Annotated in this window: 22 protein-coding genes; 17 read left to right on the top strand and 5 right to left on the bottom strand. The window is 59.8% G+C overall.

Going from position 1 to position 22,198, the window contains the following annotated elements; translation table 11 throughout:
• Positions 1 to 45: 45 nt before the first annotated feature.
• Entirely contained in the window at positions 46 to 735 is a 690-nt protein-coding gene (locus HGT1_RS03370; protein ID WP_176248566.1) for a VIT family protein, read from the top strand.
• Between the two features lie 60 nt (positions 736 to 795).
• Here HGT1_RS03370 and HGT1_RS03365 read toward each other — a convergent pair whose 3' ends face one another.
• Positions 796 to 1,104, bottom strand: coding sequence for a DUF1272 domain-containing protein (locus tag HGT1_RS03365; RefSeq protein WP_176248565.1), 309 nt, complete (start codon positions 1,102 to 1,104; stop codon positions 796 to 798).
• A gap of 159 nt (positions 1,105 to 1,263) precedes the next feature.
• The gene (locus HGT1_RS03360) at positions 1,264 to 2,040 is read right to left on the bottom strand and encodes a Bax inhibitor-1/YccA family protein (RefSeq protein ID WP_176248564.1); all 777 of its coding nucleotides are present in this window, start codon (positions 2,038 to 2,040) and stop codon (positions 1,264 to 1,266) included.
• A gap of 380 nt (positions 2,041 to 2,420) precedes the next feature.
• On the opposite strand from HGT1_RS03360, the gene HGT1_RS03355 reads away from it, so the two are divergent.
• From HGT1_RS03355 to HGT1_RS03335, 5 genes are all read left to right on the top strand, one after another.
• On the top strand, positions 2,421 to 3,266 hold the full coding sequence (locus HGT1_RS03355) for a LysR family transcriptional regulator (RefSeq protein WP_176248563.1): 846 nt from the start codon (positions 2,421 to 2,423) through the stop codon (positions 3,264 to 3,266).
• Between the two features lie 473 nt (positions 3,267 to 3,739).
• Positions 3,740 to 4,114 (top strand): helix-turn-helix domain-containing protein, encoded by a 375-nt coding sequence (locus HGT1_RS03350; RefSeq protein WP_176248562.1) that lies wholly within the window; start codon positions 3,740 to 3,742, stop codon positions 4,112 to 4,114.
• A gap of 56 nt (positions 4,115 to 4,170) precedes the next feature.
• Entirely contained in the window at positions 4,171 to 4,977 is an 807-nt protein-coding gene (locus tag HGT1_RS03345; protein ID WP_176248561.1) for an inositol monophosphatase family protein, read from the top strand.
• Positions 4,974 to 6,314, top strand: coding sequence for an 8-oxoguanine deaminase (locus HGT1_RS03340; protein WP_176248560.1), 1,341 nt, complete (start codon positions 4,974 to 4,976; stop codon positions 6,312 to 6,314). Before HGT1_RS03345 ends, HGT1_RS03340 begins: the two co-directional genes overlap by 4 nt.
• Positions 6,311 to 6,736, top strand: a complete 426-nt coding sequence (locus HGT1_RS03335) for a CAP domain-containing protein (RefSeq protein ID WP_255200082.1) — start codon at positions 6,311 to 6,313, stop codon at positions 6,734 to 6,736. The genes HGT1_RS03340 and HGT1_RS03335 overlap by 4 nt, the downstream gene beginning before the upstream one ends.
• Before the next feature lie 135 nt (positions 6,737 to 6,871).
• Here the strand turns inward: HGT1_RS03335 and guaD are convergent, their stop codons facing one another.
• Complete coding sequence (guaD, locus tag HGT1_RS03330; protein ID WP_176248559.1) at positions 6,872 to 8,164, bottom strand: guanine deaminase; 1,293 nt, start codon at positions 8,162 to 8,164, stop codon at positions 6,872 to 6,874.
• A gap of 117 nt (positions 8,165 to 8,281) precedes the next feature.
• On the opposite strand from guaD, the gene mgtE reads away from it, so the two are divergent.
• The 6 genes from mgtE to HGT1_RS03300 all read left to right on the top strand — a co-directional run bounded on the left by mgtE (position 8,282) and on the right by HGT1_RS03300 (position 15,070).
• Positions 8,282 to 9,685 carry a magnesium transporter gene (gene mgtE, locus HGT1_RS03325; RefSeq protein WP_176248558.1) on the top strand — a complete coding sequence of 468 codons (1,404 nt, stop codon included), beginning with the start codon at positions 8,282 to 8,284 and terminating at the stop codon, positions 9,683 to 9,685.
• Positions 9,682 to 10,245 carry a 5-formyltetrahydrofolate cyclo-ligase gene (locus HGT1_RS03320; RefSeq protein WP_176248557.1) on the top strand — a complete coding sequence of 188 codons (564 nt, stop codon included), beginning with the start codon at positions 9,682 to 9,684 and terminating at the stop codon, positions 10,243 to 10,245. Before mgtE ends, HGT1_RS03320 begins: the two co-directional genes overlap by 4 nt.
• Entirely contained in the window at positions 10,242 to 11,429 is a 1,188-nt protein-coding gene (locus HGT1_RS03315; protein ID WP_176248556.1) for a hypothetical protein, read from the top strand. Before HGT1_RS03320 ends, HGT1_RS03315 begins: the two co-directional genes overlap by 4 nt.
• A gap of 95 nt (positions 11,430 to 11,524) precedes the next feature.
• Positions 11,525 to 12,337, top strand: coding sequence for a TIGR00282 family metallophosphoesterase (locus tag HGT1_RS03310; RefSeq protein WP_176248555.1), 813 nt, complete (start codon positions 11,525 to 11,527; stop codon positions 12,335 to 12,337).
• The gene (locus HGT1_RS03305) at positions 12,334 to 13,263 is read left to right on the top strand and encodes a DMT family transporter (protein ID WP_176248554.1); all 930 of its coding nucleotides are present in this window, start codon (positions 12,334 to 12,336) and stop codon (positions 13,261 to 13,263) included. Before HGT1_RS03310 ends, HGT1_RS03305 begins: the two co-directional genes overlap by 4 nt.
• A gap of 34 nt (positions 13,264 to 13,297) precedes the next feature.
• Positions 13,298 to 15,070, top strand: coding sequence for an SLC13 family permease (locus HGT1_RS03300; protein ID WP_176248553.1), 1,773 nt, complete (start codon positions 13,298 to 13,300; stop codon positions 15,068 to 15,070).
• 116 nt (positions 15,071 to 15,186) lie between these two features.
• On the opposite strand, the gene HGT1_RS03295 is transcribed toward HGT1_RS03300, so the two are convergent.
• A complete protein-coding gene (locus HGT1_RS03295) occupies positions 15,187 to 16,959 on the bottom strand; it encodes an SLC13 family permease (protein WP_176248552.1) in 1,773 nt (590 codons plus the stop codon).
• Positions 16,960 to 17,147: 188 nt separating this feature from the next.
• Here HGT1_RS03295 and HGT1_RS03290 point away from each other — a divergent pair, with 188 nt between their 5' ends.
• A complete protein-coding gene (locus HGT1_RS03290; RefSeq protein ID WP_176248551.1) occupies positions 17,148 to 17,888 on the top strand; it encodes a YebC/PmpR family DNA-binding transcriptional regulator in 741 nt (246 codons plus the stop codon).
• Between the two features lie 93 nt (positions 17,889 to 17,981).
• Here HGT1_RS03290 and HGT1_RS03285 read toward each other — a convergent pair whose 3' ends face one another.
• Positions 17,982 to 18,224, bottom strand: coding sequence for a hypothetical protein (locus HGT1_RS03285; RefSeq protein WP_176248550.1), 243 nt, complete (start codon positions 18,222 to 18,224; stop codon positions 17,982 to 17,984).
• 201 nt (positions 18,225 to 18,425) lie between these two features.
• On the opposite strand from HGT1_RS03285, the gene HGT1_RS03280 reads away from it, so the two are divergent.
• From HGT1_RS03280 to betC, 4 genes are all read left to right on the top strand, one after another.
• Positions 18,426 to 19,022 (top strand): LysE/ArgO family amino acid transporter, encoded by a 597-nt coding sequence (locus HGT1_RS03280; RefSeq protein ID WP_176248549.1) that lies wholly within the window; start codon positions 18,426 to 18,428, stop codon positions 19,020 to 19,022.
• 37 nt (positions 19,023 to 19,059) lie between these two features.
• Positions 19,060 to 19,962, top strand: coding sequence for a DMT family transporter (locus HGT1_RS03275; RefSeq protein WP_176248548.1), 903 nt, complete (start codon positions 19,060 to 19,062; stop codon positions 19,960 to 19,962).
• Positions 19,963 to 20,095: 133 nt separating this feature from the next.
• Positions 20,096 to 20,671, top strand: coding sequence for a choline-responsive transcriptional repressor BetI (gene betI, locus HGT1_RS03270; protein WP_176248547.1), 576 nt, complete (start codon positions 20,096 to 20,098; stop codon positions 20,669 to 20,671).
• Complete coding sequence (gene betC / locus HGT1_RS03265; RefSeq protein ID WP_176248546.1) at positions 20,668 to 22,176, top strand: choline-sulfatase; 1,509 nt, start codon at positions 20,668 to 20,670, stop codon at positions 22,174 to 22,176. Before betI ends, betC begins: the two co-directional genes overlap by 4 nt.
• Positions 22,177 to 22,198: the final 22 nt, after the last annotated feature.

Raw genomic sequence — 22,198 nt, 5'->3', positions numbered from 1 at the left:
TGCAGCACCTGCATCCAAAGGTGATCGGCATCCAAAGGTGATCCCATGCCCAAAGACGGCCATTTTATCAACCGAAGCAATTGGCTGCGTGCGGCAGTGCTTGGGGCCAATGACGGCATCGTGTCGATATCGAGCCTGCTTGTCGGGGTGACCTCGGCGGGGATGGTGTCTGAAAACATCGCACTGACGGGGATTGCGGGTCTCTCGGCGGGCGCATTGTCGATGGCTGCGGGGGAATATGTATCCGTCTCGGCGCAGGCCGACGTGGAATCAGCCGATCTTGAGCGCGAACGCATCGCCCTTGAGGACGACCCCGACTACGAGTTGGAAGAGCTGGCCGAAGGGCTGGCGACCCGCGGCGTGGAGCCGAAACTGGCGCTGAAAGTGGCGGCGCAATTGACCGACCACGACGCCCTTGGGGCCCATGCCCGCGAGGAGTTGGGCATGTTCGGCCTTGCAGGTCAGGCGAACCCGCTACAGGCGGCAGGTGCTTCGGCTGGGGCGTTTTTCGTGGGGGGTGCCTTTCCCTTGGCGGCGGCCCTGCTTGTCTCAACGATCTATAATATTCCGGCCATTGCGGCTGTCGCGGTATTGGCGCTGGCCCTTTTGGGGGCGGGTGGCGCGCGGCTGGGCGGCGCACCGATGCGACCCGCCCTGATCCGCGCCGTGGTCTGGGGTGTCGTGGCGATGGTGTTCACCGCAGGCGTTGGCCAGTTCTTCGACGTCGCCGTCTGACGCGCCCCTTTTGCACTTAGGCATAATGATCAGTCGCGTTTACACAGGCCCTGAAGGGCCCTAGCGGTCTTGCGGCGGGATGGCTTTGGTTGCCGCTGTGTTTGCCGCGATATCCTCAATGCTGTATTTCAGGCTGCGGCGTTTGTCAGACGCCGGTTGGTGCAGCAGACTGACGCCCCTGCGCCGGGCGGTTTTCGGGCGGATCGGACGCGGCACAAAGCCGCCCGCGCAGTTGGGGCAAACGTCGTGCAATACGTCCTCAACACAGGTGGCACAAAAGGTGCATTCGTAACTGCATATCCGCGCCTCAGCGGCGTCTGGCGGAAGGTCTTTGTCACACATTTCGCAATTGGGGCGGAGTTCCAGCATGGGGCGGTCCTTTCTGTGCGCGGGCTTATGCCTAACACACGCGATGACCTGGGGGCATGCAAGGGGCAATGGGGACCAGAGGGGGAACTGGCAGGCCATGAAAAAGGCCCGCCGGATTGCTCTGACGGGCCTCAATAGTCTCAAGCGTAGAAGAAACGCTTATTCGCGGTTGCCGAACAGTTGCAGCAACATCATGAACATGTTGATAAAGTTCAGGTACAGGCTGAGTGCGCCCATGATACCGGACTTTGCCAGCCACTCTTGGTCGCCGTGATGGGCGTGGGCAAGATAGGTGGCTTTGATGTTCTGTGTGTCATACGCGGTCAGACCGGCAAAGATCAGCACGCCGATGGCAGAGATTGCGAAAACCAGCGCAGGCGACCCCAGGAAGATGTTGACGACAGATGCAACGATCAGGCCGATCACACCCATGATCAGGAAGCTTCCCCAGCCAGAGATGTCTTTCTTGGTGGTGTAACCCCAGAGCGACAGACCGGCAAAGGCGATCGAGGTGATCAGGAAGATCTGAACGATCGAATATCCGGTAAACACCAGGAAGATCGAGCTGATGGACACACCCATGACAGCGGCAAACGCATAAAACAGTGTTTGCGCAGTCGCAGCCGAGATTCTGTTCATGGCGGCACCAAGGCCGAAGACAAAGGCAAGCGGCGCGAACATGACGACCCATTTAAGCGGCGACATGTACAGGGCCGAGCCCAAGGACGTCAGGTATTTGTCAGTACCGATCTGCGCAACGGCAGCTGCGGGGTCGGTTGTCACCGCAAGACCGGAAATTGCCCAAGCAGCAGCAAAGGTGATCAACATGCCAATCGACATGGTGCCGTACACCTTGTTCATGTGGGTGCGCAGCCCCTCGTCGATAGCGGCGGCGCGGGATCCGGCTGCGGACCGGATTGTATTCACGTCGGCCATGAAAGTCCTCCAAATAGGTCAAAAATTTACGGGATTGGTTTTCCTATCCCGGTATTGGTTTGAATATCGGGTGACTTGCATTGGTTTTCAAGGCTTTTCGCACGATTATCCTTGGGTGGTTAAAATACTGCTACCGCATTCCGGCATCGACTGTTTCCGCGGGTTTTGGCACCCAATTCCCGCCGGTTGGCCGCCCGATTGAAAATTTGTCCGCCCGACCGGAATTTATCCCTTTGATTGAAATTTACGCAGCAATCTGACCCGGAAAACCTAATTTTCAGTGAATCTCAGTCCTGAGCGGCGGATTGCACGCGCAGAGCCTTGCCATAACCATCACATTTGTGAATGGTTCGCATGAATTCAATCGCATGGACAGATGAATGAGAAACCTTGATATCACCACGCTTCGATCCTTTGTCGCGGTCGCCGATTCAGGGGGCGTGACCCGTGCAGCAGGGTTCCTGCATCTTACACAATCGGCTGTTTCCATGCAGCTTAAACGGCTCGAAGACCTGCTGGGCCTTGAGCTTCTGGACCGCTCAGGCCGTACGATTGCCTTGACGGCCAGCGGCGAACAGGTGCTGACTTACGCCCGCCGGATGATCGCCTTGAATGACGAAATGATCGGCAGGCTGACCGATCAGGCGCATGAGGGGGTGATCACCCTTGGAGTGCCGCATGACATTGTCTATCCGACCATTCCCCAGGTGCTAAAGCAGTTCAAGTCGGCTTTTCCCCGTGTGCGGGTGCAATTGGAATCCTCCTATACCCGAACCCTGAAGGACGCGTTTGCCAAAGGCACATGCGATTTGATCATGACCACCGAAACCGCGCTGGATACCGGGGGCGAAACGCTGTGCACCAAGCCGTTGGTCTGGATTGGCGCGCAGGGTGGGGCCGCGTGGCGCCAGCGGCCGCTTAAACTGGCCTTTGGCAGATTTTGCACCTTTCGGCCCAATGTCGTCGAAGCATTGGACCGCCACGGCGTAAAATGGGACGTCATCGTTGAAACAGAAAGCGACCGCACCATCGAGGCGACGGTCAGTGCCGACCTTGCCGTGCATGCGATGATCGAAGGCACCGAACCACCCCACCTAGAGCGCGTGAGCCATCACGGCGCGCTGCCGAATCTGCCGGGCCAGAATATTAACCTTTACGGTGCCTTATCGACGCGCAACACGGTCCATGATTCGCTTGCGACAATGATCCGTGACATGTTCGCGTAAACGGGCTTCCAGCGGGGTTTATCTCTGTTCAACGGCGGTCTCTGACAAATAACCAAGAGCGTTCGCCAAACCTTGCGCTGGTTTGTCCCTGTTTAACGATTTCGGATGGTGGTTCTAAACGGCTGAAAGTAAGCTGTTTTCCAAATGGCAAAAATTGAATTCCCCCGACGAGGGTGATTTTTGCCGAAAATTAAGCCAGATTACACAAAGTCATTTTGCACACATAGGTTTTAGTGTTAGAATGTTTACACGTCATGGATGTATTTCCTTTTTCTTGGAACTGCCGCCAATAACGCCACTGGAAAATTGTTGGCGTACAAGCTATTTATAATCAGCCGCACAGGAGGTTTATTGTGGCTGGTTAATGATTTGAAATGTTCACAAGTAGGCGGGGACGGTCATGTTGACCCGCTTCCGTTAAATGTAAAAGTACAGCACCCCAGCGGGTGCTTACAACTGGAAAGAGTATTTTTATGCCACACAAAGTAGATGTTCACGTAGGGCAACGTATTCGACAGCGCCGCTGGTTGGCCGGAATGACGCAACAAAAACTTGCTGAACTGGTGGGGATTAAATTCCAACAAATTCAAAAATACGAAACCGGGGCGAACCGCGTAAGCGCATCGCGTCTGTGGGATATTGCGGATGCATTGGGAATTGAAGTCGCACATTTCTTTGAGGGGCTTGAAGTCGAAAAGCATAAATCCGCTTCCGTACCGGACAACATCCCCGCCGATCTGGTTGGCGATAAGGAAGCGATGGATCTGGTGCGTTCTTACTATGCAATTCCTGAAAACCAACGCCGCCGCCTGTTCGAACTGGCGCGCGTGTTGAGTGATGTGGCCTGACGCGGCATCCCCGCAGGGTTCTTGCAACGATTGCAATATAGTGGCAGTTCAATGCCATGAGCACACCAGACACCCTTGACCCCGATATCATGCGCGTTGGCCATTTGCTGGCCGATGCAGCGCGGCACGAGACCCTTGCCCATTTCAGAACGGCGGCGCTGTCTGCCGATAACAAACTGGCGCAAGGCTTTGATCCTGTCACCATAGCTGACCGCGCAGCAGAGCGGGCGATGCTGGACATTCTGGCCCGCGAACGCCCCGATGACGCGGTGTTGGGCGAAGAATATGGTGCCGTTGCCGGTACCTCTGGTCTGACATGGGTGTTGGACCCGATTGATGGCACACGCGGGTTCATGTCTGGCACGCCCACATGGGGGGTGTTGATCGCGCTGAGCGACAGTACGGGGCCGTTTTTCGGGATCATTGACCAACCTTACATCCGCGAACGGTTCATTGGCGGGCCGGGGCTTGCAACGGTGACGGGGCCAAGCGGCACCCATACCCTGAAAACCCGCGCCCCGCGTGATCTTTCCGAAGCGATCGTTTTTACCACATTTCCCGAAGTCGGCACCGGCATCGAAGGCGCGGCCTTTGCCCAAGTGGCACAGCGCGCGCAGCTGACCCGCTATGGCATGGATTGCTATGCCTATGCATTGGTCGCGGCCGGGCAGGTCGATCTGGTGATCGAAGCAGGCTTGCAAGCCTATGACGTTCAGGCCCCCATCGCGGTGATCCAGGCCGCCGGTGGCATCGTGACCGACTGGCAAGGTGGTCCCGCCCATCAGGGGGGCCGGATTATCGCCGCTGCAAACGCCGAAATCCACGCGCAGGCCTTGGCCATTCTGGGGGCTTGTCCGGAATGACATCTGTTCTGATCCGCAACGCCGACAGCATCCTGACGATGGATGATACCCGCCGCGAATTGTCCGGTGCAGATATCGTGATCCGCGACGGTGCCATTGCCGAAATAGGGCAGGGGCTGACGTGCGAGGGCGAGGTCATTGACGCGGCAGGATGTGTCGTCACACCGGGCCTTGTGAACACGCATCACCATTTGTACCAGACGTTGACCCGTGCGGTTCCGGGCGGACAGGACGCGCTGTTGTTCGGGTGGCTGCGCACGCTCTATCCGATTTGGGCGCGGTTCACTCCGGACCATATGTTCACCTCGGCCCAGATCGGCCTTGCGGAGCTGGCGCTGTCGGGCTGTACGCTAAGTGCGGACCATCTGTACCTCTATCCCAACGGCACGCGGCTGGAAGACACCATTCATGCCGCCGCTGAAATCGGCATCCGGTTTCAACCGACCCGTGGCGCGATGAGCATTGGCGAAAGCGATGGCGGCCTGCCGCCCGATGCCTTGGTCGAAGACGAAGCTGCGATCCTGAAAGACTGCATTCGCGTGATTGACGCCTTTCACGACTCCAGCCCCGCGTCGATGTGCCGTGTCGCGGTTGCCCCCTGTTCGCCTTTCTCTGTCAGCCGCGATCTGATGCGCGATGCCGCAGCGCTGGCACGCGACAAAGGGGTGATGATGCACACCCATCTGGCTGAAAACGATCAGGATATCGCCTATTCGCTTGAAAAATTCGGCTGTCGTCCGGGGCAATATGCACAGGATCTGGGCTGGGTTGGCCCGGATGTCTGGCATGCCCATTGTGTCAAACTGGACCAAAGCGAGATTGACCTGTTTGCGCAGACCAGAACCGGTGTTGCCCATTGCCCCTGTTCCAACTGCCGTCTTGGGTCGGGCATCGCGCCTGTGCGTGCCATGCGTGACGCAGGTGTGCCTGTGGGGTTGGGCGTGGACGGATCGGCCAGCAATGATGCAGGCAATCTGATCGCCGAGGCGCGTCAGGCGATGTTGCTGCAACGTGTGGCCCTTGGCGCTGACGCAATGAGCGCCCGCGAGGCGCTGGAAATCGCAACCCGTGGCGGTGCCGATATTCTGGGGCGGCCTGAATGCGGGCGGATTGCCGTCGGCGCGCGTGCCGATATTGCCATTTGGGACGTCAGCGGCATTGAAAGCGCTGGCAGCTGGGATCCGGCGGCCTTGCTGATGGCGGGCCCGCGTGTGGTGCGTGATCTGTTGGTCGAGGGCCGCAGGATCGTTCAGGATGGGCAGGTCCAAACCATAGATTTGCAGGCCCAAGTAGCGCGGCAAAAGACTTTGGTGCGGGGGTTGCAGGTCCAGCTATGAGACGGTTTGCGATGATATGTGCTGTGTGGGCGTCGCTATCGGCACCCGTGCTTGCCAATCCGGCGGCGACCCAAGCCTTGAACGACCTGCGTGCGTCAAGGGGGGTGGCACCGGTCACCTATTCAGCCCAGCTAGAGGCGGCGGCAAAGGCCCATGCGCTGGATATGGCCAAGCACCGCTATTTTGCCCACGAGGGTCGCAACGGGTCATCGGTCGGCGACCGCGTGAAAAAGCAGCGTTACAAGTGGTGTTTCGTTGCGGAAAACCTGGCCAAGGGCCAGCGCGACCTTGGTCAGGTCATGCAAGGCTGGGCGACGTCTCCGGGGCATTATGCAAATATGGTCAACCGCAAGGTAGTATCGTTTGGCCTGTTTGAGGGGCCGGACCGCATTTGGGCCATGGTCCTCGCGGCACCTTGTTGAGCCAAGCCAGCGGCGTGGCTGCGCCACATTGTTTTTATGGGTGCCAGGGGGCGGGGTGAGCCCATAGTTTCAGACCGCCTGCGCGCAGCTATGTCGGATGCTCCGCAGGGAGTTTATTTGGCAAAATGAAAGGGGCTAGGCCCGTTTTTTGCCGCCGACCCAGACGTCGCGGATGGCGCGGTCATCGCCCATCATGATGGTGGCAAAGAGTTTGTCCCAGATGGTTTCCGCGTTTTTTGCCCGCTGTGCGATGGCGGGGGTGGAGGACAGGCCGAGCACGGTGATGTCTGCCTCGTGTCCTGGGGTAAGGCTGCCGATTTTGTCGTGCAGGTGCAGGCTGCGTGCCGATCCGGCTGTGGCGAGCCACATCAGCTGTGCGGCGTGCAACGGGGTGCCGCGCAATTGACCGATCTCGTAGGCTGCGGCCATGGTGCGCAGCATTGAAAAGGACGAGCCACCGCCGGTGTCGGTCGCAAGGCCAATTGGGATGTTGCGGGCAGCAAGCCCGGCCATGTCAAACAGTCCCGATCCGATAAAGGTGTTCGAGGTCGGGCAATGGATGATTGCCGCCCCGCTTTCGGCAATCTGGGCGATCTCGCGGGGGTCTAGGTGGATCGCATGGCCGAAGACGGCGCGGTCGCCCAGCAACCCGTGTTCCTGATAGGTGTCAAGATAGTCGCGCGCATGGGGGACAAGTTCGCGCACCCATGCGATTTCGTCGACCTGTTCGCTGAGATGGGTTTGCATCAGGCAGTCGGGCCGTTCCGCCCAAAGCGCCCCCAAGGCGGCCAGTTGTTCCGGCGTTGAGGTCGGTGTGAAGCGGGGCGTGATCGCATAGCTGGCGCGCCCCTTGCCATGCCAGCGGTCGATCAGGGTCTTGCTGTCGTCATAGGCCGTTTGTGCGGTGTCGCGCAGCCCGTCTGGCGCGTTGCGATCCATGCAGGTTTTGCCCGCCACGATCCGCTGTCCGCGTGCTGCGGCGGCGGTAAAGATGGCGTCGACGCTGTGCGGGGCGATTGTCGCATAGCTGCACATTGTGGTGGTGCCATGGGAAAGGGTCAGATCGAGATAGCGACTGGCGATCTGGCTGGCATATTCCGGATCGGACAGGCGCATTTCTTCGGGGAAGGTATATTGGTTCAGCCAGTCGATCAGCCGTTTTCCCCAACTGGCGATGATGGCCGTTTGGGGATAGTGCACATGGGCATCGACAAATCCCGGACAGATCAACGCATCGCCATAGTCGGTCACCACCGCTTGGGGATAGGCCTTGCGCAGGTCGGCGGCGGGTCCCACCGCGACGATGTGGCCCTCCTTGATCACAACGCCGCCCGCCGTGTCGATTGACACCGCGTCCTCCCAATTTTGGGTCAGCGGGTTTGCAGAGAAAACCAGAGTATGGCCGATGAGCAGGGTGTGCTGTGTCATGGTGCTACCTTAGGGCCTTGGAGGGGGAGGAACAATTGGTCCAGTGCCCCTTTTCGCACCATTGTATCCCTGCTTGGCGATGCTTATTGTCCGCGAAAATCACCAAGGGGTCGCGCAATGTCTGATGAAACGCAAGAACTTGAATTCAGCCCCGAAGTTGAAGACGAATCCGAGGCTTACAAGCTGAACAAAAAAGCCGTTGCCTCGATCCTTTATGCGGTCGAGATTGATGATGCCGAGCGCCTGACCGAGCTGATGGAGCCGCTGCACGCGGCGGACATCGCCGACCTTTTGGAGCAGATCAGCAGTTTCGAGCGGACCAAGCTGATCCGGCTTTATGATCGCGAGTTTGACGGGGAAATCCTGTCGGAGCTTGATGAATCCATCCGCGAGGAAGTCATCGGGATTTTGACGCCGCAGGTCTTGTCTGACGCTGTGCGTGACATGGACAGCGATGATGTTGTTGACCTGATCGAGGATCTGGAAGACGCGCAGGCCGAAGCAATTTTGGGCGCGTTGGAAGATGTCGACCGCGCCGCCGTCGAACAGGCGCTGGCCTATCCGGAATATTCCGCAGGCCGCCTGATGCAGCGCGAGGTCGTGATGGCCCCCGAACATTGGACAGTGGGCGAAGCGATTGATCATCTGCGCAAAACCCCCGAAGAGGATTTGCCAGACCAGTTCTATCACATCGTGATGGTTGACCCGCGTCTGCACCCTGTGGGCAATGTGACCTTGGGCAAGCTGATGCGGTCAAAGCGCGCGACCTTGCTGAAGGATATTCTGGAAGACACATTTCAGGTGATCCCCGCCATGCAGGCGGAGGGCGACGTCGCCTATGCGTTCAACCAGTATCACCTGATTTCTGCGCCCGTGGTCGATGACGAGGGGCGGTTGATCGGGGTGATCACCATTGATGACGCCATGTCGGTTCTGGATGAGGAACACGAGGAAGACATCCTGCGTCTGGCGGGTGTGGGCGAGGGGTCCTTGTCGGACCGTGTGATAGAGACGACCAAGCAGCGTTTGCCGTGGCTTGCGGTCAACCTGCTGACCGCGATTGCCGCGTCCATGGTGATTTCGCAGTTCGAAGTCGCCCTTGCGCAGATTGTGGCACTGGCGGTGCTAATGCCGATCGTGGCGTCGATGGGCGGGAATGCAGGCACCCAAAGCCTGACCGTGGCGGTGCGCGCGATTGCAACACGCGATTTGACCGGATCGAACGTCTGGCGGGTGATCCGGCGTGAATGTCTGGTGGGGTTGATCAACGGGGTCATCTTTGCGGTGATCATGGGGATTGTGGGCGTGATCTGGTTCGGGTCGCCCGCGCTGGGCTATGTGATTGCCACGGCGATGGTGATCAACATGGTCGTGGCCGGATTGGCCGGGACGGGTATCCCGATTATACTGGAACGGATCGGCGTTGATCCGGCCCTTGCATCGGGGGCCTTCGTGACCACCGTGACCGATGTGGTCGGCTTTTTCGCCTTTCTGGGCCTTGCGGCGGCGGTGTTGCTGTGACCGATCTGGCGGCCATCAAGGATGCGGCGCGCAAGGCGGGTTTCGCCCGGCGCAAACCGTTGTTTGATGCTGCCAATGGCGCGCAGGCGGGATATTTAAGCGAGGTGTTGGCTGGCTATCGTGGCGTACCTTTGTCCGGTTTCATGCCCATCCGCACCGAGATCGACCCGCGCCCTGCAATGGCCGAGGCCTCTGCCCATGGGGTGGTTGGCGTGCCGGTTATCATGGGCGCAGACCAGCCGTTGCGGTTTTCGCGCTGGACGCCGGATGCTGAGATGACCGCCGGACCGTTCGGGGCACTGATCCCCTTGGTCGAAGATTTCTTTGAACCCGAAATCCTGATCGTGCCCTTGCTGGCCTTTACCCGTCGCGGGGACAGGCTGGGCTATGGCGGTGGTTTCTATGACCGCAGCCTGGCGCAACTGCGCGCGCGGCGCGCGACGCTGGCGATCGGTTTTGCCTTTGCGGGCCAAGAGGTCGACGAGCTGCCCTTGGAACCCACAGATGAACCGCTGGATATGATCGTCACCGAAGCAGGCGTGATTGACATAAAACGGTGATTTTGACGGGCTCCATACTTGGGGCGATTGCCCTTGCGGCGCTGCTGCTGTGGTCGGGGCCCCTGCGCCGCTCCACCGTCTGGGAGGCAATGACGACACCGCTGGCTTCCATCATCGGCAGCGGCTTTCTGGTTCTGGGGCCGATCCTGATGGCGCAGTTCGGCTGGCTTGCCCCGCCGGTCATGGCGGTCCTTTGCGTGGTGGCCTATCTGTTCGGGGGCGCGATCCGGTATAATATGCGCAGGATCGAAGCCGGCGAAGTGTTAGCACCGGGGCTTGAGGCGACATCCTCCTGGGCGCTGAGCTTTGCCTATATCGTGTCCGTCGCCTATTATCTGAACCTTTTCGGGGCCTTCGGGGTCAGTCTGACCGCGTTTGACAGCGATGTCGGGGCACGGGTGCTGACCAGTGCGGTCTATCTTGTGATCCTCTCTGTGGGCTGGACACGGGGGTTCGCCTCGCTCGAGCGGATGGAATATATCAGCGTCACGATCAAACTGGCGATCATCGCGGGGCTGCTGGTGGCGCTTTCGGCGTTCTTTTGGGGCAAGGCGCAGGCGGGAACGCTGGTGGTGATCCCGACGGAATTGTCGGGCTGGGCGGCGCTTACCTTGGGGTTTGGCTTGATCGTCACTGTGCAGGGTTTCGAGACCTCGCGCTATCTGGGCGACAGCTATGATACCGACACCCGTGTGAAGTCGATGAAATGGGCGCAATGGCTGTCTGCGGCAATTTACATGATCTACATCGTGCTGCTGGCCTATGTGTTCGAACGCGATGACCTGTCTTTCAGCGAAACCGCCATTGTTGACATGATGGGCATCGTCGCCCCGATCTTGCCCGTTCTGCTGGTCGTTGCTGCCCTGGCCGCGCAGTTCAGTGCGGCGGTGGCCGATACCAGCGGGTCCGGCGGGCTGATGTACGAGATGTCGGGCAGGCGGATCAGCCCCCGCATGGGGTATGTTCTGCTGACGCTGATCGGCTTGGTGCTGACCTGGGGGGCCGATGTGTTCCAGATCATCAGCTATGCATCGCGGGCCTTTGCGGTTTACTATGCGCTGCAAGCGGCCATCGCGGCGCTGAGCGCGGGCAGACAGGGCGCAGGCCCACGCTGCATCGGCTTCGCCTTGCTGGCCGCATTGGGCTTTGCCATCGCGGTGTTCGGCCATGCCGTCGAAGGCTGATACCGCTGCGTCTTGGGCTGCGTTTTGGCAAAGCGGGCAAATTTCCATCGCACAGCCCCTTGCCCTTGGCCGCGCCTCGGCCTAACGCTGGGGGCATGAAAATACTCTTTCTTGGCGATGTCATGGGCCGTGCCGGCCGCCGTGCAATCAGTGAAAACCTGCCCCGTCTGCGCAAGGACTGGAAGCTCGATTTCATCGTGGTGAACGGCGAAAATGCAACTTCGGGCATGGGGCTGTCCGGCCTGCATGCCAAAACCCTGCTTGATGCGGGCGCAGATTGTCTGACGCTGGGCGATCATGCCTTTGACCAAAAAGACATGCTCAGCTTTATCGAACAGGAACAGCGCATTATCCGGCCGTTGAATTTTTCGAAAAATGCACCGGGCCGCGGCGCGCGCCTGTTCACGGCACAAAACGGGCGCAAGGTTCTGGTGGCGCAAGCCCTTGGTCAGGTGTTCATGAAACGGCCCTTTGACGACCCGTTTTCCGCGCTTGAGCCTGTGTTGAAATCCCATCCGCTTGGCGGTCTGGCATCGGCGATCATTGTCGACATGCATTGCGAGGCGACATCGGAAAAGATGGCGATGGGCCATTGGTGCGACGGGCGCGCCAGCCTTGTCGTGGGCACCCACACCCATGTGCCCACATCCGACGCGATGATCCTGCCCGGCGGCACCGCCTATCTGACTGATGCAGGCATGTGCGGCGATTACCATTCCGTTATCGGGATGGAAAAAACCGAACCCTTGCGCCGCTTTATCACCGGCATGCCCAAAGACCGCTTTACCCCCGCCAACGAAGAGGCAACCCTGTCCGGCGTCTATATCGAAACCGATGACCGCACCGGCAAGGCGACCCGCATCGTCCCCGTGCGCCAAGGCGGCAAGCTGCAACAAAGCGCCCCGTGACACGCGGCCAGATAGCCTTTTACACCGCGTTTCTGGCGGTGCTGGGGGCGGGCTGGGGCTTTACCCAACCATTGACCAAGATTTCGGTCAGCACTGGCTATCAGCATTTCGGGCTGGTGTTCTGGCAGATGGTGATCGGTGCCGTGTTCATGACGGCGATCAACGCGGCACGGCGCAAACCCCTGCCGTTCGGCCCGCGCTATCTGCGGCTCTACCTGATCCTCGCGGTGATCGGCACGGTGCTGCCGAATTCAGCCTCGTATCAAGCGGCGGTCTGGCTGCCATCCGGTGTCCTGTCGCTGCTGCTAAGCCTGGTGCCGATGTTCGCCTTTCCGGTCGCGCTGGCCATGGGGCTCGACCATTTCAGCTTTCGCCGCCTTGGCGGGCTGGCCTGCGGGCTGGCGGGGGTGTTGCTGCTGGTGGCACCGGGCACGGCGATGTCCATGAACCTGCCGGTCATCTGGATCCTCATCGGGCTGATCGCGGGCCTTTGCTATGCGTTCGAGGGCAATATCATCGCCAAATGGGGCACCCTTGATCTGGACGCGTTTCAGGTGCTGCAAGGCGCATCGCTGATCGGGGCGGTTTTGCTGCTGCCCGTGACGCTGATGACCGGCCAGTTCATCGATCCGACCCCGCCGTGGGATCTGCCGCAATGTGCGCTGGTGGTGTCCTCTCTGGTGCATGTGGTCGTTTATGCCGGATACATGTGGCTTGTGGGGCGGGCGGGGTCTGTCTTTGCCGTTCAGGTCAGTTATCTGGTGACCGGCTTCGGGCTGATTTGGGCCAAGATCATCCTGTCCGAAACCTATGCGCCGACACTTTGGATCGCGCTTGCTATGATGTTTGCCGGCCTGTATCTGGTGCAGCCAAGGCCCAAAGCGGCGCTTGCCCAAGCGGCTGCAATCGGCGACACTGACCTCTGATTTATACCCCTCGGATAGGCTGGATACACCCCGAATGGATTTTCTCAATCTGTCGCAAAGCACCTCTGCGATCCTTGCGCTGACGATTGTTGTGGTCATGTTCATCATGTTCCTGCGCGAGTCCCTCCCGACCGAGGTGGTTGCACTGACAGGGGCCGCCGTGATGCTGGTCCTTGGCATCCTGCCCTATGACGACGCACAGGCGGTGCTGCAAAACTCGGCCCCCTGGACGATTGCGGCGATGTTCATCGTGATGGGCGCGCTGGTGCGCACAGGCGCGCTGGACGTGCTGACGCGGCTGGCTGAACGCTATGCGAAAACCCATCCGAAAACGGCTGTGGTGGGGGTGATTATCGCGGTCATGGCGGCCTCGGCGATTATGAACAACACACCTGTGGTGGTGGTGATGATCCCGGTTGTCGTGCAGCTTAGCCAGACCTTGGGCACCAAGGCATCCAAACTGCTGATCCCGCTCAGCTATGCCGCGATCATGGGCGGCTCGCTGACCCTGATCGGGACCTCGACCAACCTGCTGGTGGATGGTGTGGCGCGCTCCCAGGGCCTTGAGCCCTTTGGCATTTTCGAAATCCTGCCCATTGGCCTTGTGGTCTGTGCCTGGGGCCTGATCTACATGGCGGTCTTCGCGCCCAAACTTCTGCCCGCCCGTGACAGCATGGCGTCTATGCTGACCGACCGCTCGAAGATGAAGTTCTTTACCGAAGCCGTGATCCCACCTGAATCCAACCTGATCGGCCGTGATGTTCTGGACGTGCAACTGTTCAAACGCGAAGGCGTGCGGCTGATCGACGTGGTGCGCGGCGACCAGTCGCTGCGCCGCGATCTTGGCGCGGTTCAGCTCCAGGTCGGCGACCGCGTGGTCTTGCGCACGCAGATGACAGAACTGCTCAGCCTGCAAGCCAACAAGGAACTCAAACGCGTTGACCAGGTGTCGGCGGTTGAAACCTCGACGGTCGAAGTGCTGATCACACCGGGCTGCAAAATGGTCGGCCGCTCGCTGGGCGCGCTGCGCCTGCGCCGCCGCTACGGGGTCTATCCGCTGGCGGTCCACCGCCGGAACCAGAACATCGGGCGGCAACTGGATGAACTGATCGTAAAAGTCGGCGATACATTGCTGCTCGAAGGGGCGATGGCCGATATTCAACGGCTTGCCTCCGATATGGATATGGTTGACGTGTCGCACCCCTCTGCACGCGCGTTCCGCCGCGGACATGCACCGATCGCTATTGCGGCCCTTTCGGGCATTGTTATTCTTGCCGCCCTGAACGTGGCCCCCATTCTGCTGCTGGCGGTGATTGCCGTGGCGCTTGTGCTGGCCACGGGCTGCATCGATGCAGACGAGGCCTTCACCTTCATCGACGGGCGGCTGCTGGCACTGATTTTTTCGATGCTCGCCATTGGGGCCGGGCTGCAAAACTCGGGCGCAATCAGCCTGATCGTCGACACGATCGCGCCGTTTCTGGGGACGCTCTCGCCGTTCTATGTGATCTTTGCGGTGTTCCTGCTGACCACAACCCTGACCGAGATCGTCTCGAACAATGCGGTGGCCGTGATCATGACGCCCATTGCCATCAGCCTCGGAGCGGCCCTTGGGATGGACCCGCGCCCGCTGGTGGTTGCGGTGATGATCGCAGCCTCCTGTGCCTTCGCGACACCCATCGGCTACCAAACCAACACGCTGGTCTACGGCCCCGGCGGCTACAGATTTACCGATTTCATGCGCATCGGCATCCCGCTGAACCTGACAATGTCCGTGATCGTCTCGGCGATCATCCCCCTCATCTGGTAGAACGCCTCGCCCCCCGTTCTCTGGCTCGGAAATATCCCGGGGGTGTGGGGGCTGGCCCCCACGTGGTGCTGTGTGTGGGGGCTGGCCCTCAATTTATGCTATGCGTGGGGGCCAGATCACAACGGCCAGAACACCAAAATCGCCGGAATGGACACCGCGACGACGATGATCTCAAGCGGCAACCCCATGCGCCAGTAATCCCCAAAGGAATACCCCCCGGGTCCAAGGATCAACGTGTTGTTCTTATGCCCGATCGGGGTGAGAAACGCACTGGAGGCCGCCACAGCGACGGCCATCAGAAAAGGATCGGGCGAGACATTCAAGCTCTGGGCCATCTGGATGCCGACGGGGGCGGCCACGATGGTCGTTGCCGTGTTATTGAGCACATCCGACAAGGTCATCGTCACGACCATCAAAACCGTCAAAACGATCCATGCGGGCATGCCTTCGGTTAGCCCGACCAGGGCACCGGCGATCAGCTGGGTGCCGCCTGATGTCTCCAGCGCGGCACCCAGCGGGATCATCGACCCCAGCAGCACGACGACGGGCCATTCGATATGGGTGTATAGCTCTGACAAGGGCACGATCCTGGCCAGCACATAGGCCACGACGACCAATCCCAGGGCCACGGGCAGATAGACCAGCCCAAAGCTGGCCGCCGTCACGGCCCCGCCAAACAACCCGATGGCCAGCCAGACCTTGCTGTTCTCGGTCACTGCCAGGCCGCGATCCGCCAGAGGCAATACGCCGAGCCATTCCACCACATGGGCCGCCGTGTCGCGGGGCACCAGCAGCAGCAGGATATCACCGGCGCGCAATTCGGTTTTGCGCAGCTGGGCGGTGATCTTTTTGCCTTGTCGGGAAATGCCCAGCAGTACCGACCGCTGCCGCCATGCCAGGCCGACCGTTTGGGCCGAGCGCCCGTTCAGGCGGGACTCGGCGGGCACGACCACCTCGATGATCTCGACGCCTTCGCCATCCGCATGCAGCAGGTCGTGGCGTGTGGTGTCGGCGACAAGCAAATTCAGGGTGCTGCGGAATTCGTCAAGCGCGTCTGGCGTGGCCTCCAGCACCAGCGCGTCACCGGCTTGCAAGGCCACGTTGCGGGCCTGACCGTAAACGCGCTGGCCCTCGCGGATCAGGCCAAGGATCACCACGTCGGATTTGTCGGCGACATCTTGCAGTTCGGCCAGACGTTTGCCGATTTGCTTGCTGCCTTCGGGCACCGTCAGCTCGGCAATATATTGGGACAGGTCTTCGGGTTTGAGCGCGCTATCGTCGCGGCCGGGGATCAAGCGCCAGCCGATCAGGGCAACAAAAGCCAGCCCCGCAATCGCCGCGATCCCGCCCACGGGGGCAAAGTCGAACATGCCAAATGGCGCGCCCAGCGATTCCTGCCGGATTGAGGCGATAATGATATTGGGCGGTGTGCCGATCAGCGTGACCATCCCGCCCAGAATTGTCGCAAAGCTGAGCGGCATCAGGCTGAGCCCCGGATTGCGCCCCGCCTTGCGTGCGGTTTGAATGTCCACCGGCATCAGCAAGGCCAGGGCCGCGACGTTGTTCATGAACGCGGATAAGACGCCGCCGATCAGCCCCATCAACGCAATATGCGCACCCAGGCGGCGGGACGCGTCTACCATGGTGCGGGTGATCAACAGCACCGCCCCCGAGCGGACCAACCCCGCGGATACGATCAGGACAAGGGCGACGATCAGGGTTGCGGGGTGGCCGAAGCCGTCGAATGCGTCTTTGCTGTCCACCACGCCCAGCACGACCGCGATCATCAAGGCGGAAAACGCCACCAGATCATAGCGGAAGCGGCCCCATAGCAGCATGCCAAAGACGGCTGCAAAAAGCGTAAAAAGGATGATCTGGTCTTGGGTCATTGGGGGGCGTGCCTGAAATTGGGAAGCGGGCTTTAGACCTAGCAGTCGCGATGGGGGCTGTCTGCCCCCAAACCCCCGAGGATATTTGTGAGCCAGAGAAGTTGGCGGGAGTCATGCGGCGTGGCTTGTTCGCGGGCAAACGCTGGCCTATAAGGCCACAGTTCAGGAATTACGCACACGAGGTTACCATGGCAGGCCACTCAAAATGGGCAAACATCCAGCACCGTAAAGGTCGTCAGGACAAGTTGCGCGCGAAGGTGTTTTCGAAGATGTCGAAAGAGATCACCGTTGCGGCCAAAATGGGCGACCCCGATCCGGACAAAAATCCGCGTTTGCGTCTGGCGATCAAGGAAGCCAAATCGGTTTCGGTGCCCAAGGACGTGATCGACCGCGCGATCAAGAAATCTTCGGCGGGCGAGGGCGAGGATTACGAAGAAATCCGCTATGAGGGCTATGGCCCCAATGGTGTGGCCGTCATCGTCGAAGCCATGACCGATAACCGCAACCGGACGGCATCGGTGGTGCGCTCAACTTTCACCAAGAACGGTGGCAATCTGGGCGAGACCGGCAGCGTCGGTTTCATGTTCGACCGCAAGGGCGAGATCACCTATCCCGCCGAGGTTGGTGACGCCGACACCGTCATGATGGCCGCGATCGAGGCCGGTGCCGAAGATGTGGAAAGCACCGAAGACGGGCATGTCATCTGGTGTCTTGATACGGATCTGAACGATGTTGCCACGGCTTTGGAAGCCGAGTTGGGTGAATCAGATAGCACCAAGCTGGTGTGGCGTCCGACCACCACCACCGAAATGGATCTGGAAGGCATGGAAAAGCTGATGAAGCTGATTGATGCGCTGGAAGATGACGATGACGTGCAGCGGGTCACCACAAACTTTGAAGCCTCTGACGAGGTGATGGCGCAGCTTTGAGCCGCGCGGCATAATCCGACCTTTCCACAAGGCGCAAAAAAGCCGCCCCCGGTGACCGGGGGCGGCTTTTTCGTGACCTATCTGGTTTTGGCTTTAGCCGAACATCCGCGACATGCTGAAAAATACGCCTGTCTTGCGGTTTTTTTCCACCTTTGCGGCGGGCTTTTGCTGGGTGATCGTTGTCAAGGCGCGTTTGACGTCGTTCAGGCGGGCCAATGCCTTTGAACCGCCGGCGCTTGCCTGAACGCCCAGAATTTTAGCCTGAGTGTGAAGTGCCGCTTCGATAAGCGTCAATTCTTCCTGGCTGATTTCCAGCTTCTGTTTTTCGTCTGACATGACATCGTTCCTTAATTGCATTGGGGGGCAGATAGGTCTTGTTGTTCGGTTTCGCTAGTAGTTACGCACCAGATCACGCATTTGTTTCATGCGCGGTTGAAAAAAATCGCTGTTAACCCGTGAAATCCGGCTAAACCACCGTTTTCGTTTGCGGATTTAATGTTTCATGTTAGGCAGACGGTCTGTTTCAAAGAGGTCGAGATGAACGCCTTTCTGCCCGGATTCGCATTAAGCCTGACATTGATTTTGGCGATTGGTGCGCAGAACGCTTTTGTTTTGCGGCAGGGTTTGCGCAAAAGCCATGTGTTCTGGGTCTGTCTGACCTGTGCTGTGTCCGACGCGATGCTGATTGCTGCGGGTGTCGCGGGGTTTGGCGCTTTGGGGCAGGCGCTGCCGTGGTTCGAACCGGTGATGCGCTATGGCGGGGCGGCGTTTCTGATCTGGTACGGCGCGCGCAACGCGATGTCTGCATGGCGCGGGGGGGCCGCACTTGAGGCCGAAGGGATCAACACCCAGACCTTGCGCGGCACGATCCTGACGCTGTTGGCGCTGACCTGGCTGAACCCGCATGTGTATCTTGATACGGTGGTGTTGCTGGGGTCGATATCGGCGCAATATGATAACCGGCTGGCCTTCGGGGCAGGGGCGGTAAGCGCCAGTTTCGTGTTCTTCTTTGGTCTGGGCTACGGCGCGCGTCTGCTGAGCCCGCTGTTTGCCAGACCGCGCAGTTGGCAGATCCTTGACGGCTTGATTGCGGTGACCATGTGGGCGATCGCGGCCAAACTGTTGTTGATGTGACCTTGTGATCGCCCCCCGCTTCAGGAATGTATAGCCCATGAGCACCGCATACCCCCACCGACCTGTCGCCGGCATCTTTTGGATGGTTGTCACAGGGCTTTTGTTCATCTGCGTCACGGCATTGGTGAAATATATGGGGCCCAGGCTGCCCTCGGCCGAGGCGGCATTCATCAGATACGGCTTTGGGCTGGTGTTTCTGCTGCCCGCCATCGGGGCCTTGCGGGCGGCACATCTGACACGGCGGCAATGGGCCTTGTTCAGTGTGCGCGGCGGCTTGCACGGCATTGGCGTGATCTTGTGGTTCTATGCGATGACCCGCATTTCCATCGCCGAAGTCACCGCGATGAATTATCTTGCGCCGATATATGTGACCATCGGTGCAGCGCTGTTTCTGGGTGAGACGCTGGCAATGCGGCGGATGGTTGCGGTTGCGCTTGGCTTGATGGGGGCGCTGATCATCCTGCGGCCGGGGTTTCGCGAACTGGCTGGCGGGCATTATGCGATGCTGATCGCTGCGGTGGTGTTTGGCGGGGCCTATCTGCTGGCCAAGGTGCTTGCGGACGAGGTCAAGCCATCGGTGGTGGTCGCGATGATGTCGCTGTTTGTGACGCTCATGCTGGCCCCCTTTGCGCTGCCCGTCTGGATCGCCCCGACGATGCAGGAGCTGGGCATCCTTGCCACTGTCGCCTGCTTTGCCACGGCGGGGCATTACACCATGACGCTGGCTTTTGCTGCGGCACCGCTGACGGTCACCCAGCCGGTCACGTTTTTGCAACTGGTCTGGGCCACGGCCCTTGGCGCGGTCGTCTTTGCAGAGCCGATCGATATTTGGGTTATCTTTGGCGGCTTTGTCATTCTGGCTTCGGTGACCTTTATCACCTGGCGCGAGGCGATGTTGAACCGCCAGATCACCCCGGCCAGCCCTGCGACAAAACTTTAACCGTCTTTATCGTTGCGCAACGCGTTGGGGCGCATAGTGCCAGCCACCTGCGGGTTATTGACTCGCGGGTCAATAACCCTAAGTCTGTCTTAACAGCCGGAATCGTGGATGCCGGGAACGTTGAGGACCGACAATGCCCAAACTTGGAATGGAACCGATCCGGCGTGATGCGCTGGTCAAGGCGACGATAGCCGAAATCGGGGCCGCGCAGTCACTGGATGTTACCGTTGACCAGATCGCGCGCCGTGCAGGCATGTCAAAGGCCCTGGCCCATCACTATTTCGGCGGCAAGGATCAGATATTTCTTGCCGCGATGCGCTATATTCTGTCGGAATATTCCGCCGAAGTACGGCGCGAATTGCGCAAGGCCAATACCCCCATCGCCCGCGCCGAGGCGATCATCAGGGCCAGCTTTGACGAAAGCTGCTTTGATCCGGCGACGGTCAGCGCCTGGATGACGCTATACGCGTCGTCGCGCACCAATGTCGAAACCTATCGCTTGCTGATCGTCTATCAGGCGCGCCTGCGGTCAAACCTGACCCACGCGCTGCGGCCGATTTCGGCCCGGCCTGAACAGGACGCCGAAACTCTCGCCGCGCTGATCGACGGACTGTATCTGCGTGCCGCCCTGTCCGACAAAGGCAGTGCGCCTGCCGCCTGTGCGCAAGCGCTGTCCCTTTTGAACACCCTGATCGAAAGCAAACCATGACCAAACCCAATATCCTGATCCTGATGGTCGACCAGTTGAATGGCACGCTGTTCCCCGATGGGCCGGCAGACTGGCTGCACGCGCCAAACCTCAAGAAACTGGCGGCACGGTCCACCCGTTTCAAGAACGCTTATACCGCCAGCCCGCTCTGCGCGCCGGGGCGTGCGGCGTTCATGTCGGGCCAATTGCCAAGCGCCACGGGTGTCTATGATAACGCGGCGGAATTTCCGTCAAGCGTGCCGACCTATGCGCACCACCTGCGCCGTGCGGGCTATCACACCTGCCTGTCGGGCAAGATGCATTTCGTCGGTCCCGATCAGCTGCACGGGTTCGAGGAACGTCTGACAACCGACATTTACCCCGCCGATTTCGGATGGACGCCCGATTACCGCAAACCCGGGGAACGGATCGACTGGTGGTATCACAACATGGGGTCGGTCACAGGTGCGGGCGTGGCCGAAATCACCAACCAGATGGAATATGACGATGCCGTCGCCTTTGAGGCAACGCGCAAGATTTACGATCTGTCACGCGGTCTTGACGACCGCCCGTGGTGCATGACGGTCAGCTTTACCCACCCGCATGACCCTTACGTGGCACGCAAGAAATATTGGGATCTGTACAACGACTGCGATCATCTGCTGCCCGAGGTCTCTGATCTGGGCTATGACGCGCAGGACGCCCATTCCAAACGCATCTTTGATGCCAATGACTGGCGTAGCTTTGACATTACCGAGGATCACATCAAACGGTCGCGGCAAGCGTATTTCGCCAACATCAGCTATCTTGACGACAAGATCGGCGAGATTTTGCAAACCCTCGAGGACACCCGCCAAGAGGCGATCATCGTCTTTGTGTCGGACCACGGCGATATGTTGGGCGAACGTGGCCTTTGGTTCAAGATGAGCTTTTTCGAAGGCTCGTCCCGCGTGCCGATGATGATCGCGGCCCCGCAGATGGAGCCCGGTTTGCACGAGACCCCCGTCAGCAATATCGACGTCTGCCCGACCCTGTGCGATCTGGCGGGCGTGTCGATGGACGAGGTGATGGAATGGACAACGGGCCAGTCGCTGGTGCCCATGGGGCAGGGGGTTGAACGTACCGAACCCGTCGCGATGGAATATGCCGCCGAAGGCACGCAAGCCCCGATGGTATCGCTGCGCTATGGCAAGTGGAAATACAACCGCTGCACGCTGGACCCCGATCAGCTGTTCGATCTGGACGCCGATCCGCATGAACTGACCAATCTGGCCGAAGAACCCGCCCATCAGGGCACGCGCCAGACCCTGCGCGCCAAAGCTGATGCCCGCTGGGATCTGGATGCCTTTGACGCCGATGTGCGCAAAAGCCAGGCCCGCCGCTGGGTGGTCTACGAGGCGTTGCGCAAGGGGGGTTATTATCCGTGGGATTACCAACCCCTGCGCAAGGCGTCAGAGCAATACATGCGCAACCACATGGACTTGAATGTTCTGGAAGAAAACAAGCGCTTCCCCCGCGGGGAGTAGACGCTTTCCGGCCCCGCGCGGG

It is taken from the genome of Sulfitobacter sp. HGT1, from assembly GCF_013282155.1.
Lineage (GTDB): Bacteria > Pseudomonadota > Alphaproteobacteria > Rhodobacterales > Rhodobacteraceae > Sulfitobacter.
The sequence above is the reverse complement of the archived record's forward strand: the minus strand, read 5'-3'. Positions and strand labels throughout refer to the sequence as shown.